Below are 22,216 nucleotides of genomic sequence, written 5' to 3'. Positions count from 1 at the left end.
CACAAGCCGGTGAAGATCGGGAGGAGGCCCCCATGTACGAATACGCCATCGCCTGGGACTGGCTGATGTTCGCCGTCCGCTGGCTGCATGTCATCACCGCCATCGCCTGGATCGGCTCGTCGTTCTACTTCGTCGCGCTCGATCTCGGCCTGAAGAAGCATCCCGCGCTGCCGCCGGGCGCGCATGGCGAGGAGTGGCAGGTGCATGGCGGCGGCTTCTACCACATCCAGAAATACCTGGTGGCGCCGGCCAACATGCCCGAGCACCTCGTCTGGTTCAAATGGGAGAGCTACGTCACCTGGCTTTCCGGCTTCGGCATGCTCTGTCTGGTCTATTATGCCGGGGCGGATCTCTATCTGATCGATCCGGCCGTGCTGGACGTTTCCAAGCCCGTGGCCATCGCCATCTCGCTCGCCTCGCTCGGCATTGGCTGGATCCTCTACGATCTCATCTGCAAATCGCCCTTCGGCAACGACAACACGCGGCTGATGGTGGCGCTTTATTTCATCCTCGTCTTCGTGGCCTGGGGCTACACACAGCTCTTCACCGGCCGCGCCGCGCTGCTGCATCTCGGCGCCTTCACGGCCACGATCATGTCGGCCAACGTGTTCTTCATCATCATTCCCAACCAGAAGATCGTCGTCGCCGACCTCATCGCCGGCCGCACGCCCGATCCGAAATACGGCAAGATCGCCAAGCAGCGTTCCACGCACAACAACTACCTGACGCTGCCCGTGCTCTTCCTGATGCTGTCGAACCATTATCCGCTGGCCTTCGGCACGCAATTCAACTGGATCATCGCCTCGCTGGTCTTCCTTATGGGCGTCACCATCCGCCACTATTTCAACACCCGCCATGCCAACGCCGGCAACCCGACCTGGACCTGGCTGGTCACCGCGCTTCTCTTCGTCGCCATCATGTGGCTGTCGACGGTGCCGAAGGTGCTGACGGGCGAGGCTGAGAACGCAAAGGTTTCGGCCGGCCAGCAGCCCTTTGTGACGGCGGAGGCCTTCCCGAAAGTGCGCGATACCGTGCTCGGTCGCTGCGCCATGTGCCATGCCAAGGAGCCGGGCTGGGAAGGCATGGTCGCGCCGCCCAAGGGCGTCGTGCTGGAGACCGACGGCGAGATCGCCGCCCATGCCCGCGAAATCTACCTGCAGGCGGGCCGCTCGCATGCCATGCCGCCCGCCAACGTGACCCAGGTGTCCGACGAGGAGCGCCGCCTGTTCGTCGCCTGGTACGAAAGCACCGTAAACGGGGAGAAAACCCAATGACCGAACGTCTCATTCGTGGCCGCGTGCTGAGCTTCGTGGCCGAACCACAGGGCATAGACGACACCGCCTCCTATCGCTACTTCGAGGACGGCGCCGTCCTCGTGCGCGACGGCCGGATCGTCGAAACCGGCGACCACGCGGATGTGCGCCGCGGCGTCGGTGCCGATGTCGAGATATGCGACCACCGGCCGAACCTCGTCCTGCCGGGCCTCATCGACACACATCTGCATTTCCCGCAGACGCAGGCGATTGCCTCCTACGGCGCACAGCTTCTCGAATGGCTGAACACCTATATCTTCGTCGAGGAGCAGAAATTCGCCGAGGCCGCCCATGCGGGCGCTGTGGCGGATCGCTTCATGGACGAGCTTCTGGCCAATGGCACGACGACGGCCGTCGCCTATTGCTCGGTGCATCCCGAAAGCGTCGACGCCTATTTCACGGCGGCCGAGGCGCGCGGCATGCGCATGATCGGCGGGAAGGTGATGATGGACCGCAACGCGCCGGATGCGCTGCGCGACACGCCGCAGCAGGGTTATGACGAGACGGCGGCGCTGATTGGGAAATGGCACGGCCGCGGCCGCGCTCGCTACGCCATCAGCCCGCGTTTTGCCATTACCTCGACGCCGGAGCAGATGGAGATGAGCCAGGCGCTCGTCGCCGAAAATCCGACCTGTTACGTCCAGACCCATCTTTCGGAAAACCACGACGAGATCGCGTTTGCCACCTCGCTCTATCCTGACGCGAAGGACTATACGGACATCTATGCGCGCTATGGCCTGCTCAACGAGCGCATGCTGCTCGGCCATTGCATCCATCTGAGCGACCGGGAGATCGGCGTCCTGGCGGAAACGCGCAGCGTCGCCGTCTTCTGCCCCACGTCGAACCTTTTCCTCGGTTCGGGGCTCTTCGACCGCGACCGCTTCGACAAGGCGGGTGCCCGCTGGTCGGTGGCGACCGATGTCGGCGCCGGCACCAGCTTCTCCATGCTGGAAACGATGGACGAGGCCTACAAGGTGCTGCATCTCAACGGCCAGAAGCTGACCCCGTTCAATTCCTTCTACCGCATGACGCTGGGCAATGCCCGTGCGCTCGGGCTGGAAAAGGAGATCGGCACCCTCGACGCAGGGACCGAGGCCGATATCGTCGTGCTCGATTCCCGCGCCAAATCGGCGATGGAATACCGCATGCGCACGGCGAAATCGCTGCTCGAGGAACTGTTCATTCTGCAAACGATGGGCGACGACCGCTGCGTTGCGGAGGTCTACGTCGCGGGCAAGCCGATGAAGGGGCGCAGCCTGAAGCGAGAGGCGGCGACGGGCCGCCAGCTCGAGAACGCCTGATTACTTGACGGTGCAGATGCCGTTGGCGCCGCCGTGTCCCGTATAAGAGACGGCGACCGAGCCGTCGGGGTTGATGCTCAGCGAGATCGTCACCCCGTACCCCTTGGCCTCGTAGTAGTTGTCGTTGAAGACGTGCAGCTTGGCTTCCTTGCCGTTGATGTAGATCGGCCCGCCCTCGTCCGCATGCACCTCGATGTTTCCGGGACAGGTGGCATTGACGAGCGGGACTTTCGCCAGCGCCGGGCCGACGGCGATGACAATGGCGGTGGCGATGGCAAGACGGGCACGGGTCATCGTAGAATCCTCTCTTATCCGGTCCTGCAGACTGACGTGTGTGCTGCCGGAGTCAAGCGCGCCGGGAACGCCCGCCCATCGCCTTTGTCAGGCTTGCCGCCGCTGCCATGACGACCGGGCCGAAGGCTTCGATCTTGCTGTCGGGCAGGCGAACGGCCGGGCCGGAGACGGAGATGCCGGCGACAGCTTCGCCATATTCGTCGAAGATGGGCGCGGCCACGCAGCGCATGCCGAGCGTATGCTCCTCGTCATCGATCGACCAGCCGCGTGTGCGGATCGCCGCGATGTCGTCCAGCAGCGTCGGGATCGTGTCGCGGGTCTTTTCCGTGAAATGCTGCAGCGTGCGGCCGGCTAGCAGCGCCTCGATGCGGGCATCCGGCCAGGTCGACAGGATCGCCTTGCCGATGCCCGAGGCATGGATCGGCCCGCGCCGGCCCGGCCGGAAAAAGGCGCGCATCGGCGCATGGCTTTCCACCTGAGAGATGAACACCACGTCGCCGTCGTCCTCGATGGCGATGTTGGCTGTTTCGCCGCAACCTTCCATCAGCTGTTTCAGGAAGGGCCGGCTGATCGTGCCGAGCTTGCGGAAGCGCAGATAGGCGGTACCGATCTCGAAGGCCTTTACGCCGATTGTCCAGGCGCCGGTCTCCGCGTCATGGGCGACCATGCCATGCTGGGCAAGCGAGGTCAGCAGCCGGTGCACGGTCGAAGGCGCCATGCCGGACTGGTCGGCAAGGTCGCTGAGGCCGGCGCCGTCTGCCTGCGCGACGAGGTCGAGCAGCTTCAGGCTCCTGTCCAGCACCTGCACGGAGGAGGGCGCCGAATCCGCCGCCGGTTTGCGACCGGGGCGTCCCCGCGTCTTCTCCTGATGCTCCGCCATGCGCTTTTCTCCTGTCACCGCCGTCATGACATAGCCGCCCCGGATCGATTGTTCCAGATTTGTTGAAAATGTTTATTTCCACATAATGGGATTGATTTCCATTTTATGATTGCGCACCGCCCGGGATGCGATACCTTTGTCATCAGAGACGGAGGAAATCCCATGGCGAAAATGCGAGCTGTCGATGCAGCGGTGCTGGTTCTGGAGAAGGAAGGCATCGATTGTGCCTTCGGCGTTCCCGGTGCAGCGATCAATCCTTTCTATGCGGCGCTGAAGGCGCGGGGCTCCGTGCGCCACATCCTTGCCCGGCATGTCGAGGGCGCAAGCCACATGGCCGAGGGCTATACCAGGGCGCGCGCCGGCAATATCGGCCTGTGCATCGGCACGTCGGGGCCGGCCGGCACCGATATGATCACCGGCCTCTATTCGGCCTCTGCCGATTCGATCCCGATCCTCTGCATCACCGGCCAGGCGCCGCGGGCCCGCCTCGACAAGGAGGATTTCCAGGCGGTGGATATCGCCAAGATCGCGGCTCCCGTCACCAAATGGGCCGTCACGGTCATGGAGCCGGGGCTTGTTCCCTATGTCTTCCAGAAGGCGTTCCACACCATGCGGTCAGGCCGTCCCGGCCCTGTTCTCATCGACCTGCCGATCGACGTCCAGCTTGCCGAAATCGAATTTGATATCGATGCCTATGCGCCGCTCGAGCCCTACAGGCCGGCGGCGACGCGCGCCCAGGCGGAAAAGGCGCTCGCCATGCTGAACGCAGCCGAGCGGCCGCTGATCGTGGCGGGCGGCGGCATCATCAATGCGGATGCCTCGGACCTGCTTGTCGAATTCGCCGAAATCGTCGGTGTGCCCGTCATTCCGACCCTGATGGGATGGGGCGTCATTCCGGACGATCACCGTCTGATGGCCGGCATGTGCGGCCTGCAGACCTCGCATCGCTACGGCAATGCCACGCTGCTCGCGTCCGACTTCGTGCTCGGCATCGGCAACCGCTGGGCCAACCGCCACACCGGCAACATCGCAACCTATACGGAAGGCCGGACATTCGTGCATGTCGATATCGAGCCGACCCAGATCGGCCGTGTTTTCACGCCGGATTTCGGCATCGTCTCGGATGCGGGTGCCGCGCTGAAGGTCCTGCTCGATGTCGCCACCGAATGGAAGGTCGCCGGCAAGCTGCGCGACTGGTCTGCCTGGGGTGACGAATGCCGCGAGCGCAAGCGCACCATGCTGCGCAAGACGCATTTCAACCAGACCCCGCTCAAGCCGCAGCGTGTCTACGAGGAGATGAACAAGGCTTTCGACCGCGACACCTGCTACGTCTCGACCATCGGCCTTTCCCAGATCGCCGGCGCGCAGTTCCTGCATGTCTACAAGCCGCGCAACTGGATCAACTGCGGCCAGGCCGGCCCGCTCGGCTGGACGCTGCCGGCAGCACTCGGCGTGCGAGCGGCCGATCCCGACCGCCCCATCGTCGCGCTGTCGGGCGACTACGATTTCCAGTTCCTGATCGAGGAACTGGCCGTCGGCGCCCAGCACAAGCTGCCCTATCTGCATGTGGTCGTGAACAATTCTTACCTGGGGCTGATCCGCCAGGCCCAGCGCGGCTTCAACATGGATTTCGAGGTGTCGCTCGCCTTCGACAACATCAATGCGACGGCTGATTCGGAAGCCGGCTATGGGGTCGATCACGTCGCAGTCGCCGAAGGCCTCGGCTGCAAGGCGCTGAGGGTGCGCAGCCCGAACGAATTCCAGGAGGCGTTCGCCACCGCGCAGCGGCTGATGAAGGAGCATCAGGTGCCCGTCGTCATCGAGTTCATCCTTGAGCGCGTCACCAATATCGCCATGGGCGCCGACATCAACGCCGTGGTCGAGTTCGAGGAACTGGCCGAGCGCGGCGAGGATGCACCCACGGCGACACTTGCGGCCCTTCTGGATTAAGAGTGGGTCGGATTGAATTCGGGAGACAATGACATGCCGAAATTTGCGGCCAACCTGACCATGCTATTCAACGAAGTGCCCTTCATGGAGCGCTTCGCGCTTGCCGCCAAGGCCGGCTTCGAGGCGGTGGAATATCTCTTCCCCTACGATTTCGACCGCGAGGCGCTGCGTGCCGCGCTCGATCTGCACGGTCTGACGCAGGTGCTTCACAACCTGCCGGCCGGAAACTGGGCCGGCGGCGAGCGCGGCATTGCCGTGCTGCCCGACCGTATCGACGAATTCCGGCGCGGCGTTGCGACCGCCATCGACTACGCCACGGCGCTGGGCTGCAAGCAGGTCAACTGCCTGTCCGGCATCGCGCCGGTCGGCGTGTCGGACGACGTGCTGCGCAACACGTTCGTTTCGAACCTGAGGCTCGCCGCTGATGAATTCGAAAAACACGGAATCCGGCTTCTGATCGAGCCGATCAACCGGTTCGATATTCCCGGCTTCTACCTCAATACGCCCGATCAGGCCGCCTCTGTTATAGCGGAGGTGGGCTCCGGCAATCTGTTCATCCAGTACGACCTCTACCACCAGCAGCGCACCGAGGGTGAGCTGATCGGTACGTTCCGGAAGCACCAGGCGAAGATCGCCCATATCCAGCTGGCCGACAATCCGGGCCGTAACGAGCCGGGCACCGGCGAAATCGCCTGGCCCTTCGTGTTCCGCACGCTGGATGCGCTGGGCTACGACGGCTGGATCGGTTGCGAATACAAACCGCGCACCACCACCGCAGAAGGCCTCGGCTGGCTGACGGATATCGGCCGCTGAGCCGGCAAAGAGTTTCAGGATCGGGAGTAAATCATGGCAAATATCGGTTTCATCGGCCTCGGCATCATGGGCACGCCCATGGCGCGCCATCTTCAGGATGCCGGGCACACGGTCGTCACGTCGCGGCACTCGGTGGCGCCACGCCAGGAGCTGATCGATAACGGCCTTGAGGTCGTCGACAGCCCGAAGGTGCTGGCCGAAAGCGTCGATACGATCATCCTGATGTTGCCCGACACGCCGGAAGTGAAGGACGTGCTGTTCGGCGAAAACGGCGTGGCACTCGGCCTCTCCGCCGGCAAGCTCGTCATCGACATGAGCTCGATCTCACCGATCGAGACGAAGGAATTTGCAAAAAAGGTCCGTGAGACGGGCGCGGAATATATCGATGCGCCGGTCTCCGGCGGTGAGGTCGGCGCGCGCAACGCCTCGCTCTCCATCATGGCGGGCGGATCGCAGGCAAGTTTCGACCGGGCGCTGCCGCTGTTGCAGCTGATGGGCAAGAATATCACGCTGGTCGGCGATTGCGGCGACGGGCAGGTGACCAAGGTCGCCAACCAGATCATCGTGGCGCTGACCATCGAGGCGGTCGCCGAGGCGCTGGTCTTCGCCTCCAAGGCCGGTGCCAATCCGGCCCGCGTGCGTGCTGCGTTGATGGGTGGCTTCGCCTCTTCTCGCATTCTGGAAGTGCATGGCGAGCGCATGGTCAAGCGCACCTTCGATCCTGGCTTCCGTATCGCGCTGCACCAGAAGGATCTCAATCTCGCGCTGCAGGGCGCCAGGGCGCTTGGCGTATCGCTGCCCAACACGGCGGCCACGCAGGAGCTTTTCAACCAGTGCGCCGCCCATGGCGACGCGGGTCTCGATCACTCAGGTCTCGTCACGGCGCTGGAGCGCATGGCGAACCACGCCGTCGCCTGACGACGGCCTGGCCGGGCGGGGAGGGGAGCCCCGCCCGGCACCCTTTCCACCCGGTAGAGCCAGCGTATGGGCATGAGGTATGGTCGGGCGTTTCCCCCTCTCCCCCAAGGAGGAAAGGGGAAGGTGGCGTGCTTCCGATTTTATACGCGACGGCCCGTTTGCCAGATAACCATAACCTCCGCCCGGCCGCGTCGTTGCCATCCGGGAGGCGACGCCGGCTTGCGGATGAGGGGTTATGTTTTATAAGAGCAGCGCAGACCCGGAGGAGCCAGATGCCCGTAATCGCAGACCCGCGTGCCTTTCTCGAAGAGCTGTTCTCCGTCGCGGTCGCTGCCGCTGATCCCGAGAAGGTGCTGGCGGCCAATCTGCCGGAAAAGCCGAAAGGCCGCACGGTGGTGATCGGTGCCGGCAAGGGCGCCGCGCAGATGGCGCGCGCTTTCGAGCGTCTGTGGGACGCGCCGCTGACCGGCGTGGTCGTCACGCGCTACGGCTACGCCGTCGCCTGCGAGCGCATCGAGGTCCTTGAAGCCGCCCATCCCGTGCCCGACGAGAGCGGGCTGACCGCCTCCGGCCGGCTGATGGCCGCCGTGCGCGATCTCACTGCTGACGACCTCGTGGTCGCGCTGATCTGCGGCGGTGGCTCGGCGTTGCTGCCGGCGCCGGCTGGCGACCTGACGCTGGCCGACGAGATCGCCGTCAACAAGGCGCTGCTTGCCTCCGGCGCGCCGATCAGCGCCATGAACGCCGTGCGCAAGCAGGTCTCGCGCATCAAGGGCGGCCGGCTGGCCGAACTGGCCCACCCCGCCCGCGTCGTCTCGCTCGTCGTGTCGGATATTCCGGGCGACAATCCCGCCCTCGTGGCCTCCGGCCCCACCATTGCCGACGAAACCACCCGCGCCGACGCGCTGCGCCTCATCGAACGCTACCGCCTCGATCTGCCCGAGGTCGTGATGCGTCATATCGAGGCCGGCCAGGATGAGCCCCCGCTGCCGGGCGATGCCTGCTTTGCCCGCAACGAAGTGAAGCTGGTGGCGTCTGCCGCGGTCTCGCTGGAAGCCGCGGCGGATGCCGCCCGTAAGGCCGGCGTCGAGGCCGTCATCCTGTCCGATGCCATCGAGGGCGAAGCGGCCGAGGTGGGCCGCGTGCATGCCGCCATCGCCGCCGAGGTGGTGCGCCGCGACCGGCCGTTCCACAAACCCGTCGTCGTCCTGTCGGGCGGTGAGACAACGGTGACGATCAAGGGCAAGGGCAAGGGCGGCCGCAACGGCGAATTCCTGCTCTCCTTCGCCTGCGCGACGGATGGTCTGGACGGCCTTTCGGCGCTTGCCGCCGATACGGATGGCATCGACGGTTCCGAAGACAATGCCGGTGCTTTTGCCGACGGCACCACGGTTGCGCGCCTTGCCGACAAGGGCAAGGACGCCGCCGAATTCCTGGCGCGCAACGACAGCTGGACCGCCTTCGATGCGCTGGGCGACCTCTTCGTGCCCGGCCCGACCGGCACGAATGTCAACGACTTCCGCGCCATCCTCATCCAGTAGGCAAAACAAAACCCCGCCGGAAGCGGCGGGGTTGAAAGTGTCGTTCCGTCTTGAAGCGTGGCTCAGTGCGCGCCGGACATGTCGCCGAGAACGTCCTTCGACTTCACCGTGGAATCGGCATTCAGCACATAGACCATCGGTACGCCGGTCGCGAGGTTGAGCTTGAGGATCTCCTCCTTGCTCAGCTTGTCCAGCACCATCACCAGCGAGCGCAGCGAATTGCCGTGCGCGGCGACCAGCACCTTTTCGCCGCGCAGCACGCGCGGCAGGATGTCTGTGAGATAATAGGGCCAGACGCGGGCGCCGGTGTCGCGCAGGCTTTCGCCGCCCGGCGGGGGAACGTCATAGGAGCGGCGCCAGATATGGACCTGCTCCTCGCCCCACTTGGCGCGGGCATCGTCCTTGTTGAGACCCGAGAGATCGCCATAGTCGCGCTCGTTCAGCGCCTGGTCGCGGATCGTCTCGAGGCCCGGCTGGCCGATTTCGTCAAGGATGATCTTCAGCGTCTTCTGGGCGCGCGACAGGTCCGACGTATAGGCAACGTCGAACTTGATGCCGGTCTCGGCCAGCGCCTTGCCGCCCGTCTTGGCTTCCTCGACGCCAAGCGCGGTGAGGTCAGGGTCGCGCCAGCCGGTGAAGAGGTTCTTCAGGTTCCACTCGCTCTGGCCGTGGCGAACGAGGACAAGGGTTCCGCTCATAAGGTTGTCTCCCGAGGTTGCGGCACCGTCTCGAAAACGGTGCGAAATGAGGTCGATGGGTCAGCCGAGCCCGAGCACGTCGAGCATCGAATAGAGGCCGGGTTTCTTGTCGCGCGCCCACAGTGCCGCCTTGACGGCGCCGCGCGCGAAGATCGTGCGGTCTGTCGCGCTGTGCGACAGCGTCACCGTCTCGCCCTCGCCGGCAATCATGACGGAGTGTTCGCCGATGACGGAGCCGCCGCGCAGCGTGGCAAAGCCGATCGTGCCGGTAGGGCGCGGGCCGGTATGGCCGTCGCGTACGCGCACCGAATGGTCGGCAAGCGAAATGCCGCGACCCTTGGCGGCGGCCTGGCCGAGCAGCAGTGCGGTGCCGGAGGGCGCATCGACCTTGTGCTTGTGGTGCATTTCCAGGACTTCGATGTCCCAGTCATCGGGTCCGAGCGCGCGCGCAGCGGTCTCGGTCAGCACGCTGAGCAGGTTCACGCCGAGGCTCATATTGCCCGACTTCATGATGCGGGCATGGCGCGCGGCGGCCTTGATCTTCTCGTCGTCGGCAGCCGAGCAGCCGGTGGTGCCCACGACATGCACGATGCGAGCCTGCGCGGCGAGGCCGGCGAATTCGACGGTCGCGGCCGGCGCGGTGAAGTCGAGCACGCCTTCAGCCGCGACAAAGGCCTCGAGCGGTTTGTCCGTTATGGCAACGCCGATCGGGCCGAGGCCTGCAAGTTCGCCCGCGTCACGCCCGACGAAGGGCGAGCCCTCGCGCTCGATGGCGGCGAAGAGTTCCGCGCCCTCGATGGCGTTGATGGCGCGGATCAGCGTCTGGCCCATGCGGCCGGCTGCGCCGACGACGACCAGCTTCATTGCGTTGCCGCTCATATCCCGGCTCCCGTTTCCTGTGATGTCTGCGCGGCGCCGGCAGTGGGCGCCTGAAGGTTGTTGAGGCGAGCGTAGAGCCCGTTTTCACGCGCCGCAAGCGCCGCATGCGTGCCTTCCTCGACGACCTGGCCGGCCTGCATGACGATGATCTTGTCGGCGCGCACGACGGTCGACAGCCGGTGCGCGATGACGACGACGGTGCGCCCGCTCATTGCCTCGTCCAGCGCCTTCTGCACCGCCTGCTCCGATTCCGTGTCGAGCGCGGACGTGGCCTCGTCGAGCAGCAGGATCGGTGCGTTTCGCACCAGCGCGCGGGCAATCGACAGACGCTGGCGCTGGCCGCCGGAGAGCGTCACACCGTTTTCGCCGACCGGGGTGTCGTAGCCGAGCGGCTGGGCGAGGATGAAATCGTGCGCATAGGCATGGCGCGCGGCTTCCTCGATCTCGGCATCGGTGGCGTCCGGCCGGCCGTAGCGGATGTTGTCGCGGATCGTGCCTTCAAACAGGTAGGGCTGCTGGGACACATAGGCGATGGCGTTGCGCAACGACTGCTTCGTCACATGCGCGATGTCCTGCCCGTCGATCAGGATTTCGCCCGCCGCCGGATCGTAGAAGCGCGGTATGAGGCTGATGACGGTGGATTTGCCGGCACCCGAGGGGCCGACAAGCGCCGTCGTCTTGCCGCCCTCCGCCGTGAAGGACACGTCCTTCAGGATGGTGTCGTTATCCGTATAGCCGAAACGCACGTCGCGGAAGGTGATCGTCGCATCGCTGATCGCCAGCGGCCTGGCATCGGCGCGGTCGGCCTGGCGCGGCTGGATGTCGAGGATCTCGTAGATCATGCGGGCGTTGACGGCGGCGCGTTCGAGCGAGACCTGGAGGCGGGCGAGGCGCCGTGCCGGATCGTAGGCCATCAGCAGCGCCGTGACGAAGGAGAAGAACGCGCCCGGCATCACGCCGTCATAGATCGAGCGATAGGCGGCATAGGCAAGGACGCCCGAAATGGCGAAGCCGGCGAAGGTCTCGGTCATCGGTGCCGTGCGCTCGGTCAGCCGCGCGATGCGGTTGGAGCGGCTTTCCGCCTGGCCGATGATGGTCTCGACCTTATCCTTGAGCTGGGCCTCCATGGTGAAGGCCTTGACGATGGTGATGCCCTGCACCGTCTCCTGCATGGCGCCCAGCACGTGGCTGTTGAGTTCCACGGCGTCGCGTGTCGCGCTGCGCAGGCGCTTCGACACATAGCGCAGGCCAAGCAGCAACGGCGGCGCGACAACGAAGACCAGCAGCGTCAGCAGCCAGTCCTTGGAGATCATCACGCCGATCAGCGCCACGAGTGTGAGCACGTCGCGGGCAAGCGAGGTCACCGTCATGTTCAGCACGTCGCGAATGCCGGTGACGTTCTGGCTGATCTGCGCGGCCAGATAGGCCGAGCGGGATTCGTTGTAATAGCCGACGCTGAGCGCCATCAGGTGCGAATAGAGGCGGCGCTGGTAGCGCGCGACGATGTTGTTGCCGATCTTCGAAAGGATGACGGCTTCGAAATAGGTGGCAAAGCCGCGCAGCACGAAGGCCACGAAGATCGCGCCGCAGATGATCATGACGAGGTCGGCGCGCTTGTTGGCGAAGGCCTCGTTGACGACCGATTCCATGATCCAGGCGGTGAAGGCCGTGGTAAGCGCCACCACCACGAGGCAGCCGATCGCTATGGCATAGCCGCGAACGTGATCACGGCCGTTTTCGGCAATCACACGCTTGAGCACGGTGGCGACGGTGTCGGAACTGATGGATTTGCGCTCGGTTCGACTCTGATCGGCCAATGACTTGCTTCCTGAACGGTCTCGACGGCGGGCGATGGAAAAACCGCCCTGCTGGCCGCTCTATAGGGGCTCGATCCCCCTTTGGCTACTCTGCCGGGCTGTCCGGCGCGGCGTGGGACGTCACCTTTTCCAGCGGCGTCCCTCGGTTGCAACACCAAAACGGTCCGGCATGCGCGCGAAGGCGGCAAGCCCTGCGAGCGCGGCGACGGGGTGGGTGACGACATAGGTCGGGATGGTTTTGAGCAGCGCGCTGTGCGGCGCCTTGTCCTCGAAGGCGGCGCGGAATTCCGGGCCGCGCAGCGCCGGCAGGATCTTCTGCGAGATGCCGCCGGCGAGGAAGACACCGCCCTTGGCCATGAAGATCATCGCCATGTCGCCCGCGACGCGGCCAAGATAGGTGGAAAACAGCGCGATGGTCTCGATGGCGGCACGGTCGTCCTGTGCCAGCGCCCGGGCCGAAACGTCGGACGGTTTCTGCAGCGGCGCATCCACGCCGTCGGCGGCGCAGACGGCACGGTAGATGTTCATGATGCCGCGGCCGCAAAGCAGCTGTTCGGCGGAGATGCGCCCCTCGATGGGCTCCAGGAAAGGCCAGATATGATAGTCGCGCTCGCTGCGCGGGCCGACATCGATATGGCCGCCTTCGCCAGGCACCGGGATCCAGCTATGGCGGGCGTAGACCAGGCCGGCCACACCGAGACCCGTACCGGGGCCAAGCACGGCGCGCGAGGCCGTCTGACGCTCCGTGCCTGGGCCGATCTTCTCGCGGTTGGCGTCGTCGAGCGAGGCCACGGCCAGCGCCTGCGCCTCGAAATCGTTGACCAGCAGTATATCCTCGAAGCCGAGATTGGCGATCATGTCGCGCGGCCTGACCACCCAGGGGCAATTGGTCAGCGGTACCTCGTCGCCCTCGATGGGGCCCGCCAGCGCCAGAATGGCCGAGCGCGGCTGCACGGAACTCTTGTCGAGGATGCACTGCTGCAGGGCCTGATCGATATTGGCGAAATCGGCGGTCTGGACGATGGGGAACTGCTTGGGCTCGGCAAAGGCGTCGAGCAAAAGCGAGAAGCGCGCATTGGTGCCGCCGATATCGCCGACGAGGATGGGGAAGGGGAAATTCGCGTCGTTGTCGGCCGGCCGTGCCATCGAGCTGTTCCGTTCTGCTGGTGGGGTCCGCTTTTTCGCTACCGTCGCTGAGGGATGTCGTCAACCGGTCGTGGCGGCGACGAGCAGATCTTCGGCCGTCGCACGGTTGAGCGCCATCGGGATGTCGTAGACGATGGCGAGCCGCATCAGCGCCTTCACGTCCACGTCATGCGGCATGGGCGTCAGCGGATCGACGAAGAAGATGAGAAGATCGACCTCGCCGGTGGCGATGAGGGCGCCGATCTGCTGGTCGCCGCCGAGCGGTCCGCTTTTGAGCCGCGTCACGTCGAGGCCTGGGCAGGCCTCCAGCACCCGTCCACCCGTTGTGCCGGTCGCGACGATCCGCGCCTGCGACAGCATTTTTTCGTGCCGCGCCGCAAAGGCTGCCATATCGTCCTTCTTCTCGTCATGCGCGATGAGCGCGATGCATTTCTGGCGAGACATGGACGTTTCTCCGGGAGTGGCGGGGAAATTTAAATCGATTTGATCGCTTTATACAAAAGCGGCAGGACCTTGAAAAGCCCTGTGCGTGGTGCCCCTCATCCCGTTGCCGCCATCTCTCGGCGCGGAGAAGGTACCGACAGGCGGAGGAGGGGCTTTTGAAGCGCTGGCTGTTAGTTGAACGGACGCGGGATCGGGATTGGCACGATGGCCGGCAGGGTGGTATCGGCGTTGATGATGGCCTCGACGGCTGCGCCCGCGCTCTGGTCGCTGCCCGAGAAGGCGAGCGCCGTTGCCGCGCTGCCGCCGCGATAGGTCACTTCCTGTTCGGAGGCGGGTGATGCGCCGGCGAGAACCGTGCTGCAGGCCTTCGGAAGGTCAGACAGGGTGACATAGCGCGGCTTGACCGGCTTGGCGCCGGGGTTCGGCTTCGCCTTGGCCCACGGCTCCTTGGTGAACCACCAGGCGAGCGAGGCGTCGCAGCCGTCACCCGGCGGCACCTTTGCCTGCGGCTTGCAGCCGGGCGAACCTTCAGGGCACTTGATGCGGATATGGAAATGCGCATCGTGGCCGTAGATCGGCCGCACCTTGCCGAGCAGTGCACGGTCGCCCTGCCAGGTCTCGCAGAGTTTCTTCTTGATTGCCGGATTGACGAAGACGCGGTCGACCTGCGGATAGCTCGCGGCCTTCATGACGAGGCGGGCATGCGTGGAGGTCCAGCGCCGCGAATCGACCGTCAGGAACTTGCTTTCGTCGAGCATGGAGGTGAAGGGCAGCTTCTCGCGCTCCTCGGCCGACAGCCGGTGATCGGGCATCGGCGTGAACCAGATGTCGGCATCGAGACCGACCTGGTGCGAGGCGTGGCCCGACAGCATCGGTCCGCCGCGCGGCTGTGAGATATCGCCGAGCAACAGGCCGGGCCAGCCGATCTGCCGGGCATCCTGCGAAAACTGCTCCAGAAGCGCGATCATGTTGGGATGGCCCCAGCGCCGGTTGCGCGACAGGCGCATCGCCTGCCAGCCCGGCCCGTCCGTGGGAATGGCAACCGCGCCGGCAATGCAGCCCTTGGCGTAGGAGCCGTAGGGCGCCGTCGCCATCTTGGCCGGCAGGCGTTTGGCGCCGAACAGCTCCTTGGCGGGCCGTTCCTCGGCGGCGAGCGGCAAGGCGAGCGCCGTCAGCGTCATGCCGGCGGCGATCAGGCAGGTTGTCAGTCGGGCAAGCATGGGCATGGGTCCGTCTCGATGCGTCATCGTTGCGAAAGGCTAAAGGATCATCCTTTCGCAGAAGTGAATCGTCGTGCCGGATAGGGGCGGCAAAAATCGCCGCTTTCATGGCAGGCCTGTCATTTGCCCGGATTTTGCCTATTCTCTGCGGCAAGCTTCGGCAAACATCATGAAAGGGTAAACGCATGAAGGTAGCCTTCGGGAGAACATTGGTCACGGCGGCGCTGGCTCTGGCGCTCACGGCCACGACGGGCGCGGCGCAGGACGCCGCAAGTCCCGTCTGGCGCACCGGCATCTCCACGATCGGCGACCTCAAGCGCCCCGACGGTTTCGAGCGCTTCGACTATGTCAATCCCGATGCGCCGAAGGGCGGCGAGCTGAAGCTCTCCGAAACCGGCACCTTCGACACGTTCAATCCGATCCTCGCAAAGGGCGAGGCGGCGACCGGCGTCGGTTCCCTCGTTTTCGACACGCTCCTGAAGTCCGCCGAGGATGAGATCACGGCCTCCTACGGCCTGCTGGCCGAGGGCGTCTCCTATCCCGACGACTTTTCGAGCGCGACTTTCCGGCTGCGCGCGGAGGCGAAGTGGGCGGATGGCCAACCGGTGACGCCGGAGGACGTGATCTTCTCCTTCGACAAGTCGAAGGAGCACAATCCGCTGCTCGCCAACTACTACCGCCATGTCGTTTCGGCGGAAAAGAGCGGTGAGCGCGACGTCACCTTCCGCTTCGACGAGAAGAACAACCGCGAATTGCCCAATATTCTCGGCCAGTTCCCCATCGTGCCGAAGCACTGGTGGGAAGGCACGGACGCCAAGGGCAACAAGCGCGACATCGGCCGCACCACGCTGGAGCCGGTCATGGGGTCCGGTCCCTACAAGATCGCGTCGTTCCAGGCCGGGGGCTCGATCCGCTTCGAACTGCGCGACGATTATTGGGGCAAGGACCTCAACGTGAATGTCGGCCAGAACAATTTCCGCATCATCAGCTACACGTTCTTCGGCGACAAGAACGTGGAATTCGAGGCCTTCCGCGCCGGCAATGTCTCGTTCTATCAGGACAACAGCGCCAGCCACTGGGCGACCGCCTATGACTTCCCGGCCGCGAAGGACGGCCGTGTGATCCGCGAGGAGATCGAGAACCCGCTGCGAGCCGCCGGCATCATGCAGGCCTTCGTGCCGAACATGCGGCGCGACAAATTCAAGGACCAGCGGGTGCGCGAGGCGCTGAATCACGCCTTCGACTTCGAGGACCTTAACCGAAGCCTCGCCTACAACGCCTATCAGCGCGTCGACAGCTATTTCTGGGGCACCGAGCTTGCCGCGTCCGGCCTGCCCGAGGGACGCGAGAAGGAAATCCTGGAAGAACTGAAGGATAAGGTGCCGGCGTCCGTCTTCACCACACCCTATACCAACCCCGTCAACGGCGAGCCGAAGAAGGTGCGCGAAAACCTGCTCAAGGCGCTCGCGCTCCTGAAGGAGGCGGGATACGAACTCAAGGGCAACAGCCTCGTCGATACCAAGACCGGCCAACCCTTCACCTTCGAGATCCTGCTGCCCAGCGCTTCCTTCGAGCGCACGGTCTCGCCCTTCGTCAACAGCCTGAAGAAGATCGGCATCACGGCGACGATGCGCACCGTCGATGCCTCGCAATACACCAACCGCGTGCGCAGCTTCGACTATGACATGATCTACGGCATCTGGGCGCAGTCGCTGGTTCCCGGCAACGAGCAGAGCGACTACTGGGGCTCGACCTCCGTCGACAAGGAAGGCTCGAAGAACTATGCCGGCATCGCCGATCCCGCCATCGACGCGCTCATCCGCAAGATCATCTTCGCCCCGGACCGCGAGGAACTGATCGCGACGACCCATGCGCTCGACCGCGTGCTGCTGGCGCACAATTATGTGATCCCGCTGTTCTATTCGAAGGCACAGCGCGTCTCCTACTGGAACAACCTCGCTCACCCGCAGGAACTGCCCTATTACAGTCTCGGCTTCCCGGGCGTCTGGTGGTCGAAAGACGCGGCGAACTGAGGCGGGGGTTGCGCCGGCCCGCCGGCTGGGCTCCATATAGCGATGACGAATCACCGCCTCGATGGCGGCGGAAGAACGGAAGGATCGGGCTTGAGCGGCTTGACATCGACGCGGTGCATTCCGGAGGGTGATCGCTGATGGGCGCCTATATCCTGCGCCGCATCCTGCTGATGATTCCGACGATCTTCGGCATCATGGCCATTTCCTTCGCGATCGTGCAGTTCGCGCCCGGCGGGCCGGTCGAGCAGGTCATTTCCGACCTGACCAGCCAGGGCGGCGGCGACCGGCTTTCCGGCGGCGGCAGCATGGTCCAGGAGGTCGGGCAGGACAGCGCCTATCGCGGCGCGCGCGGGCTCGATCCTGAATTCATCGCCAAGCTCGAAAAGCAGTTCGGCTTCGACAAGCCGCCGCTCGAGCGCTTCTTCACGATGATGTGGGACTACATCCGCTTCGATTTCGGCGAGAGCTTCTTCCGCAACACCTCGGTGATCGACCTCATCGCGCAGAAGATGCCGGTCTCGATCTCGCTCGGCGTGTGGATCCTCATCTTCTCCTATGCCATCTCCATTCCGCTCGGCATCAGGAAGGCGGTCAAGGACGGGTCCACCTTCGACGTCTGGACATCGGGCGTCATCGTCGTCGGCTATGCGGTGCCGAGCTTCCTGTTCGGCATCCTGCTGATCGTGGTCTTCGCCGGCAATTCGTTCTTCAACTGGTTCCCGCTGCGCGGCATCGTTTCCGACAATTTCGACAGCCTGACCTGGTGGCAGAAGCCGCTCGACTACATGTGGCACATGACGCTGCCGCTGATCACGCTTCTGCTTTCGGCCTTCGCCACGACGACGCTGCTCACCAAGAACTCGTTCATCGACGAGATCAAGAAGCAGTATGTCACGACGGCGCGCGCCAAGGGACTGACCGAGCGGCAGGTGCTGTACGGCCACGTCTTCCGTAACGCCATGCTGATCATCATCGCCGGCTTCCCGGGCGCCTTCATTTCGGCCTTCTTCACCGGCTCGCTGCTCATCGAATACATCTTCTCGCTCGATGGCCTCGGCCGCCTCGGCTATGATTCCATCGTGCGCCGCGACTATCCCATCGTCTTCGCCACGCTCTTCATCTTCTCCCTCATGGGCCTCGTCGTCAGCCTCGTCTCCGATCTCATCTATACCTGGGTCGATCCGCGCATCGATTTCGACCGGAGGGATGTGTGATGAGCGCCGTTGCCGACACGCAACCCGTCGCCCCGCCGCGCAAGGGTCTGCTGAACCCGACAAACCTGCGCCGCTGGGAGAACTTCAAGGCGAACCGGCGCGGCTACTGGTCGCTCTGGATCTTCCTCGTCATCTTCGTCTTGAGCCTGTGCGCCGAGCTGATCGCCAACGACCGGCCGATCATCGCCTCCTACAAGGGCGAAATCCTCTTTCCCGTGGTGGTCGACTATCCGGAAGAAAAATTCGGCGGCTTTCTCGCGACGACGGACTACCGCTCCGATTTCATCGCCGAGGAGATCGAGGCCAATGGCTGGATGATCTGGCCGCCGATCCGCTATTCATACAGCACCACCAATTCCAACATCCCGCATTCCGCGCCGACCGCGCCGTTCTGGCTGATGTCGAAGGAAGAGCGCTGCGCCGGCTATCCCGGCGGGGCGGCGGACCCGAACTGCACCCTCAGCAACCTCAACTGGCTGGGCACGGACGACCAGGCGCGCGACGTGCTCGCCCGCGTCATCTACGGCTTCCGCATTTCCGTGCTGTTCGGCCTCACCCTGACGATATGCTCGGCTGTCGTCGGCGTCACCGCCGGTGCCGTACAGGGCTATTTCGGTGGCTGGACGGACCTTCTGATGCAGCGCTTCATCGAGATATGGTCCTCGATGCCGGTGCTCTACATCCTGCTCATCATCGCTTCGATCCTGCCGCCCGGTTTCTGGATTCTGCTCGGCATCATGCTGCTGTTTTCCTGGGTCGGCTTCGTCGGCGTGGTGCGCGCGGAATTCCTGCGCGCGCGCAATTTCGAATATGTGCGGGCCGCCCGCGCGCTCGGGGTTGGCAACGCCACGATCATGTACCGGCACCTGCTGCCGAATGCCATGGTCGCCACGCTCACCTTCTTGCCCTTCATACTGTCCGGCTCGATCACCACGCTGACCTCGCTCGACTTCCTCGGTTTCGGCATGCCGCCGGGATCGCCGTCACTGGGCGAGCTGATCGCGCAGGGCAAGGAAAACCTCCAGGCGCCGTGGCTCGGCCTCACCGCCTTCGTCGTCATGTCCGTCATGCTGTCGCTGCTGATCTTTGTCGGCGAAGCGACGCGCGACGCCTTCGATCCGAGGAAGACCTTCCGGTGAGCGCTCCCGAAACCATTCTGTCCGTCCGCGATCTGTCGGTTGCCTTCCACCAGGGCGGCAACACGACGCTTGCAGTCGACCGTGTCTCCTTCGACATCAGGCGCGGCGAGGTCGTGGCGCTGGTCGGCGAATCCGGCTCCGGAAAGTCGGTGACGGCCAATTCCGTGCTGCGCCTGCTGCCCTATCCCGCCGCCAGCCACCCGTCCGGCGAAATTTTCTTCAAGGGCCAGGACCTGTTGAAGGCGTCGGATGCCGCGTTGCGCGACGTGCGCGGCAACGACATCACCATGATCTTCCAGGAGCCGATGACCTCGCTTAACCCGCTGCATTCCATCGAGCGGCAGATCGGCGAGATCCTCAAGCTGCACCAGGATATCGAGGGTGCCGCCGCGCGCACGAAAATCCTGGAACTGCTGAACCAGGTCGGTATCCGCGAGCCGGAAAAGCGCCTTGCCGCCTATCCGCACGAACTGTCCGGCGGTCAGCGCCAGCGCGTGATGATCGCCATGGCGCTCGCCAACCGGCCCGAACTGCTGATCGCCGACGAGCCGACGACGGCGCTCGACGTGACCGTGCAGGCGCAGATCCTCGAGCTGCTGAAGAACCTCAAGGAAGAGCACGGCATGTCCATGCTCTTCATTACCCACGACCTCGGCATCGTTCGCAAGTTCGCCGACCGGGTCTGCGTGATGACCAAGGGCAAGATCGTCGAGACCGGCCCGGTCGAGGAGATCTTCACCAACCCGCAGCATCCCTATACGCGCCATCTCCTGGCCTCCGAGCCGAAGGGCGAGCCGCGCCCGGCCGACGACAGCCAGCCGGTCATCATGCAGGCCGAGGACGTCAAGGTCTGGTTTCCGATCAAGGCGGGCTTCCTGCGCCGCGTGGTCGACAATGTGAAGGCGGTCGACGGTATCGATCTTACTTTGCGCGCCGGCCACACGCTCGGCGTGGTCGGTGAATCCGGCTCCGGCAAGACGACGCTCGGCCTCGCCCTGACGCGGCTCATAGCCTCAAAGGGCCGCATCGCCTTTGTCGGGCAGGACATTGCCGGTCATTCCTTTGCCGAGATGCGGCCGCTGCGCAGGCGCATGCAGATCGTCTTCCAGGACCCCTTCGGCTCGCTGTCGCCGCGCATGTCGGTCGCCGATATCGTCGCGGAGGGCCTGAAGATCCACGAGCCGTCACTGTCGGAGGGCGAGCGCGACCGGCGCGTCGCCGCAGCCCTTGAGGAAACCGGCCTCGATGCGGCCACCCGCTGGCGTTATCCGCACGAATTCTCCGGCGGCCAGCGACAGCGCGTCGCGATTGCCCGTGCCATGGTGCTGAAACCGGAATTCGTCATGCTCGACGAGCCGACCTCCGCACTCGACATGAGCGTGCAGGCGCAGGTGGTCGAACTCCTGCGCGACCTGCAGGCAAAGCACAATCTCGCCTATCTCTTCATCAGCCACGATCTCAAGGTCGTGCGGGCGCTCGCCAACGATATCATCGTCATGCGCAGCGGCCGCGTGGTGGAGAAGGGTCCGGCAAAGGACATCATAGAACGGCCGACAGAAGCCTATACCAAGGCCCTGATGGCCGCCGCCTTCAACCTCGAAGCCATCCGCAGCGAGGCAATCAGCCAGTAGCAGGCATAAAGCAGGACACAGCATGCACACGAAAAGCCCCGTCATCATCGATCTGAAATTCGATCAGGAGCAGGTCGCAGCCGCGCTGAAAGGGGCCTTTCCGGACCGCGAGGTCATCAATCTCCTGCATCCGGCCAGCCGCAAGCGCGATCTTTCCGGCATCGACTATGCGGTGGTCTGGCGCCCGGGCGCCGATCTTTTCGAGCGGGCGAAGGATTTGAAGGTCGTCTTCTCCGGCGGTGCCGGCGTCGACCATGTGCTGACACTGCCCGGCCTGCCGGATGTGCCGCTGGTGCGCTTCGTGGACGAGACGCTCACGACGCGCATGAGCGAATGGGTCGTCATGCAATGCCTCCTGCATCTGCGCCAGCATACCGCCTATGAGGCACTGCGCCGCGACCGTATCTGGCGCGAACTCGACCAGCCGGAGGCAAGCGACATGACCGTCGGCATCATGGGCTTCGGCATTCTGGGGCAGGATGCGGCGCGCAAGCTGAAGACGCTGGGCTTCAATGTCATCGGCTGGTCGAAGAGCGGCCGCGCGGTCAAGGGGTTCGAAGTCTTCGATGAGGCCGGGCTGAACACCTTCCTGGCCAAAACCGATATTCTCGTCGGCCTGCTGCCGTTGACGCCCGATACGAAGGGCATCTTCAACACCGGCCTGTTTACCCGGCTTTCCCGAAAGGGCCCGTTCGGCGCGCCCGTCTTCATCAATGCGGGGCGCGGCGGCAGCCAGGTCGAGGCCGATATCGTCGCCTCCATTAACGACGGCACGCTGCGCGGCGCTTCGCTCGACGTCTTCGAACAGGAGCCGCTGCCGCTGGAAAGTCCGTTCTGGTCGATGGACAGGGTGTTCCTGACGCCGCATGCGGCGGCGGCGTCCGATGTCGGCGCGCTGTTCGACCACGTCGCCATCCAGATCGCGCGTTACGAGAGCGCCAAGCCGCTGGAGCATCTGGTCGACCGCAGCGCCGGCTATTGAACG

Annotated in this window: 19 protein-coding genes; 11 read left to right on the top strand and 8 right to left on the bottom strand. The window is 64.5% G+C overall.

The genetic code is table 11. The features are described from left to right. Positions 1 to 32 precede the first annotated feature (32 nt). Positions 33 to 1,274 (top strand): urate hydroxylase PuuD, encoded by a 1,242-nt coding sequence (locus MNR02_RS16865; protein WP_241947594.1) that lies wholly within the window; start codon positions 33 to 35, stop codon positions 1,272 to 1,274. Further along, positions 1,271 to 2,614 (top strand): guanine deaminase, encoded by a 1,344-nt coding sequence (gene guaD, locus MNR02_RS16860; RefSeq protein WP_241947593.1) that lies wholly within the window; start codon positions 1,271 to 1,273, stop codon positions 2,612 to 2,614. The genes MNR02_RS16865 and guaD overlap by 4 nt, the downstream gene beginning before the upstream one ends. Here the strand turns inward: guaD and MNR02_RS16855 are convergent, their stop codons facing one another. Both MNR02_RS16855 and bhcR read right to left on the bottom strand, forming a co-directional pair. Beyond that, positions 2,615 to 2,908 (bottom strand): hypothetical protein, encoded by a 294-nt coding sequence (locus tag MNR02_RS16855; RefSeq protein WP_241947592.1) that lies wholly within the window; start codon positions 2,906 to 2,908, stop codon positions 2,615 to 2,617. It lies immediately after the preceding gene. Positions 2,909 to 2,960: 52 nt separating this feature from the next. Next, a complete protein-coding gene (gene bhcR / locus MNR02_RS16850; RefSeq protein WP_241599350.1) occupies positions 2,961 to 3,788 on the bottom strand; it encodes an HTH-type transcriptional regulator BhcR in 828 nt (275 codons plus the stop codon). Between the two features lie 162 nt (positions 3,789 to 3,950). On the opposite strand from bhcR, the gene gcl reads away from it, so the two are divergent. The 4 genes from gcl to MNR02_RS16830 all read left to right on the top strand — a co-directional run bounded on the left by gcl (position 3,951) and on the right by MNR02_RS16830 (position 9,010). Beyond that, positions 3,951 to 5,738: a glyoxylate carboligase gene (gcl, locus tag MNR02_RS16845; protein ID WP_241947591.1), complete on the top strand. Its 1,788-nt coding sequence runs from the start codon at positions 3,951 to 3,953 to the stop codon at positions 5,736 to 5,738. A gap of 33 nt (positions 5,739 to 5,771) precedes the next feature. Next, positions 5,772 to 6,551, top strand: a complete 780-nt coding sequence (gene hyi / locus MNR02_RS16840) for a hydroxypyruvate isomerase (protein WP_241947590.1) — start codon at positions 5,772 to 5,774, stop codon at positions 6,549 to 6,551. A gap of 33 nt (positions 6,552 to 6,584) precedes the next feature. Beyond that, entirely contained in the window at positions 6,585 to 7,469 is an 885-nt protein-coding gene (locus MNR02_RS16835) for a 2-hydroxy-3-oxopropionate reductase (protein ID WP_241947589.1), read from the top strand. Between the two features lie 272 nt (positions 7,470 to 7,741). Next, positions 7,742 to 9,010 carry a glycerate kinase gene (locus MNR02_RS16830; RefSeq protein WP_241947588.1) on the top strand — a complete coding sequence of 423 codons (1,269 nt, stop codon included), beginning with the start codon at positions 7,742 to 7,744 and terminating at the stop codon, positions 9,008 to 9,010. A gap of 62 nt (positions 9,011 to 9,072) precedes the next feature. On the opposite strand, the gene MNR02_RS16825 is transcribed toward MNR02_RS16830, so the two are convergent. The 6 genes from MNR02_RS16825 to mepA form a co-directional block, all read right to left on the bottom strand. Next, positions 9,073 to 9,708, bottom strand: coding sequence for a 2,3-bisphosphoglycerate-dependent phosphoglycerate mutase (locus MNR02_RS16825; RefSeq protein ID WP_241599365.1), 636 nt, complete (start codon positions 9,706 to 9,708; stop codon positions 9,073 to 9,075). 60 nt (positions 9,709 to 9,768) lie between these two features. Next, entirely contained in the window at positions 9,769 to 10,587 is an 819-nt protein-coding gene (gene dapB, locus MNR02_RS16820; protein WP_241947587.1) for a 4-hydroxy-tetrahydrodipicolinate reductase, read from the bottom strand. Beyond that, the gene (locus MNR02_RS16815) at positions 10,584 to 12,404 is read right to left on the bottom strand and encodes an ABC transporter ATP-binding protein (protein ID WP_241947586.1); all 1,821 of its coding nucleotides are present in this window, start codon (positions 12,402 to 12,404) and stop codon (positions 10,584 to 10,586) included. Before MNR02_RS16815 ends, dapB begins: the two co-directional genes overlap by 4 nt. A 120-nt stretch (positions 12,405 to 12,524) precedes the next feature. Beyond that, positions 12,525 to 13,550: a glucokinase gene (locus MNR02_RS16810; RefSeq protein WP_241947585.1), complete on the bottom strand. Its 1,026-nt coding sequence runs from the start codon at positions 13,548 to 13,550 to the stop codon at positions 12,525 to 12,527. Positions 13,551 to 13,610: 60 nt separating this feature from the next. Beyond that, positions 13,611 to 13,994 carry a methylglyoxal synthase gene (locus tag MNR02_RS16805; protein ID WP_241599375.1) on the bottom strand — a complete coding sequence of 128 codons (384 nt, stop codon included), beginning with the start codon at positions 13,992 to 13,994 and terminating at the stop codon, positions 13,611 to 13,613. 170 nt (positions 13,995 to 14,164) lie between these two features. Beyond that, positions 14,165 to 15,175, bottom strand: a complete 1,011-nt coding sequence (gene mepA / locus MNR02_RS16800; protein ID WP_241948906.1) for a penicillin-insensitive murein endopeptidase — start codon at positions 15,173 to 15,175, stop codon at positions 14,165 to 14,167. 224 nt (positions 15,176 to 15,399) lie between these two features. On the opposite strand from mepA, the gene MNR02_RS16795 reads away from it, so the two are divergent. The 5 genes from MNR02_RS16795 (at position 15,400) to MNR02_RS16775 (ending at position 22,213) form a co-directional block, all read left to right on the top strand. Further along, positions 15,400 to 17,247, top strand: coding sequence for an extracellular solute-binding protein (locus tag MNR02_RS16795; RefSeq protein ID WP_241947584.1), 1,848 nt, complete (start codon positions 15,400 to 15,402; stop codon positions 17,245 to 17,247). Between the two features lie 137 nt (positions 17,248 to 17,384). Further along, on the top strand, positions 17,385 to 18,461 hold the full coding sequence (locus MNR02_RS16790; RefSeq protein ID WP_241599380.1) for a microcin C ABC transporter permease YejB: 1,077 nt from the start codon (positions 17,385 to 17,387) through the stop codon (positions 18,459 to 18,461). After that, positions 18,461 to 19,600, top strand: a complete 1,140-nt coding sequence (locus MNR02_RS16785) for an ABC transporter permease (RefSeq protein WP_241599383.1) — start codon at positions 18,461 to 18,463, stop codon at positions 19,598 to 19,600. The genes MNR02_RS16790 and MNR02_RS16785 overlap by 1 nt, the downstream gene beginning before the upstream one ends. Then, positions 19,597 to 21,231: an ABC transporter ATP-binding protein gene (locus MNR02_RS16780; protein ID WP_241947583.1), complete on the top strand. Its 1,635-nt coding sequence runs from the start codon at positions 19,597 to 19,599 to the stop codon at positions 21,229 to 21,231. Before MNR02_RS16785 ends, MNR02_RS16780 begins: the two co-directional genes overlap by 4 nt. A gap of 22 nt (positions 21,232 to 21,253) precedes the next feature. After that, entirely contained in the window at positions 21,254 to 22,213 is a 960-nt protein-coding gene (locus MNR02_RS16775) for a glyoxylate/hydroxypyruvate reductase A (RefSeq protein WP_241947582.1), read from the top strand. The last annotated feature ends 3 nt before the right edge of the window (positions 22,214 to 22,216 follow it).

It is taken from the genome of Shinella sp. H4-D48, from assembly GCF_022637395.1.
Taxonomy (GTDB): domain Bacteria; phylum Pseudomonadota; class Alphaproteobacteria; order Rhizobiales; family Rhizobiaceae; genus Shinella; species Shinella sedimenti.
This window is presented reverse-complemented; position numbering and strand designations above follow the sequence as displayed.

Excerpts from the sequence above, each read along its gene's own strand:
- MNR02_RS16810 (WP_241947585.1), bottom strand. The coding sequence starts at position 13,550 with ATGGCACGGCCGGCCGACAACGACGCGAATTTCCCCTTCCCCATCCTC.
- MNR02_RS16835 (WP_241947589.1), top strand. The coding sequence starts at position 6,585 with ATGGCAAATATCGGTTTCATCGGCCTCGGCATCATGGGCACGCCCATG.
- MNR02_RS16785 (WP_241599383.1), top strand. The coding sequence starts at position 18,461 with ATGAGCGCCGTTGCCGACACGCAACCCGTCGCCCCGCCGCGCAAGGGT.
- MNR02_RS16865 (WP_241947594.1), top strand. The coding sequence starts at position 33 with ATGTACGAATACGCCATCGCCTGGGACTGGCTGATGTTCGCCGTCCGC.
- dapB (WP_241947587.1), bottom strand. The coding sequence starts at position 10,587 with ATGAGCGGCAACGCAATGAAGCTGGTCGTCGTCGGCGCAGCCGGCCGC.
- MNR02_RS16795 (WP_241947584.1), top strand. The coding sequence starts at position 15,400 with ATGAAGGTAGCCTTCGGGAGAACATTGGTCACGGCGGCGCTGGCTCTG.
- MNR02_RS16830 (WP_241947588.1), top strand. The coding sequence starts at position 7,742 with ATGCCCGTAATCGCAGACCCGCGTGCCTTTCTCGAAGAGCTGTTCTCC.
- MNR02_RS16855 (WP_241947592.1), bottom strand. The coding sequence starts at position 2,908 with ATGACCCGTGCCCGTCTTGCCATCGCCACCGCCATTGTCATCGCCGTC.
- gcl (WP_241947591.1), top strand. The coding sequence starts at position 3,951 with ATGGCGAAAATGCGAGCTGTCGATGCAGCGGTGCTGGTTCTGGAGAAG.
- bhcR (WP_241599350.1), bottom strand. The coding sequence starts at position 3,788 with ATGGCGGAGCATCAGGAGAAGACGCGGGGACGCCCCGGTCGCAAACCG.
- guaD (WP_241947593.1), top strand. The coding sequence starts at position 1,271 with ATGACCGAACGTCTCATTCGTGGCCGCGTGCTGAGCTTCGTGGCCGAA.
- MNR02_RS16825 (WP_241599365.1), bottom strand. The coding sequence starts at position 9,708 with ATGAGCGGAACCCTTGTCCTCGTTCGCCACGGCCAGAGCGAGTGGAAC.
- mepA (WP_241948906.1), bottom strand. The coding sequence starts at position 15,175 with ATGACGCTGACGGCGCTCGCCTTGCCGCTCGCCGCCGAGGAACGGCCC.
- hyi (WP_241947590.1), top strand. The coding sequence starts at position 5,772 with ATGCCGAAATTTGCGGCCAACCTGACCATGCTATTCAACGAAGTGCCC.
- MNR02_RS16790 (WP_241599380.1), top strand. The coding sequence starts at position 17,385 with ATGGGCGCCTATATCCTGCGCCGCATCCTGCTGATGATTCCGACGATC.
- MNR02_RS16805 (WP_241599375.1), bottom strand. The coding sequence starts at position 13,994 with ATGTCTCGCCAGAAATGCATCGCGCTCATCGCGCATGACGAGAAGAAG.
- MNR02_RS16775 (WP_241947582.1), top strand. The coding sequence starts at position 21,254 with ATGCACACGAAAAGCCCCGTCATCATCGATCTGAAATTCGATCAGGAG.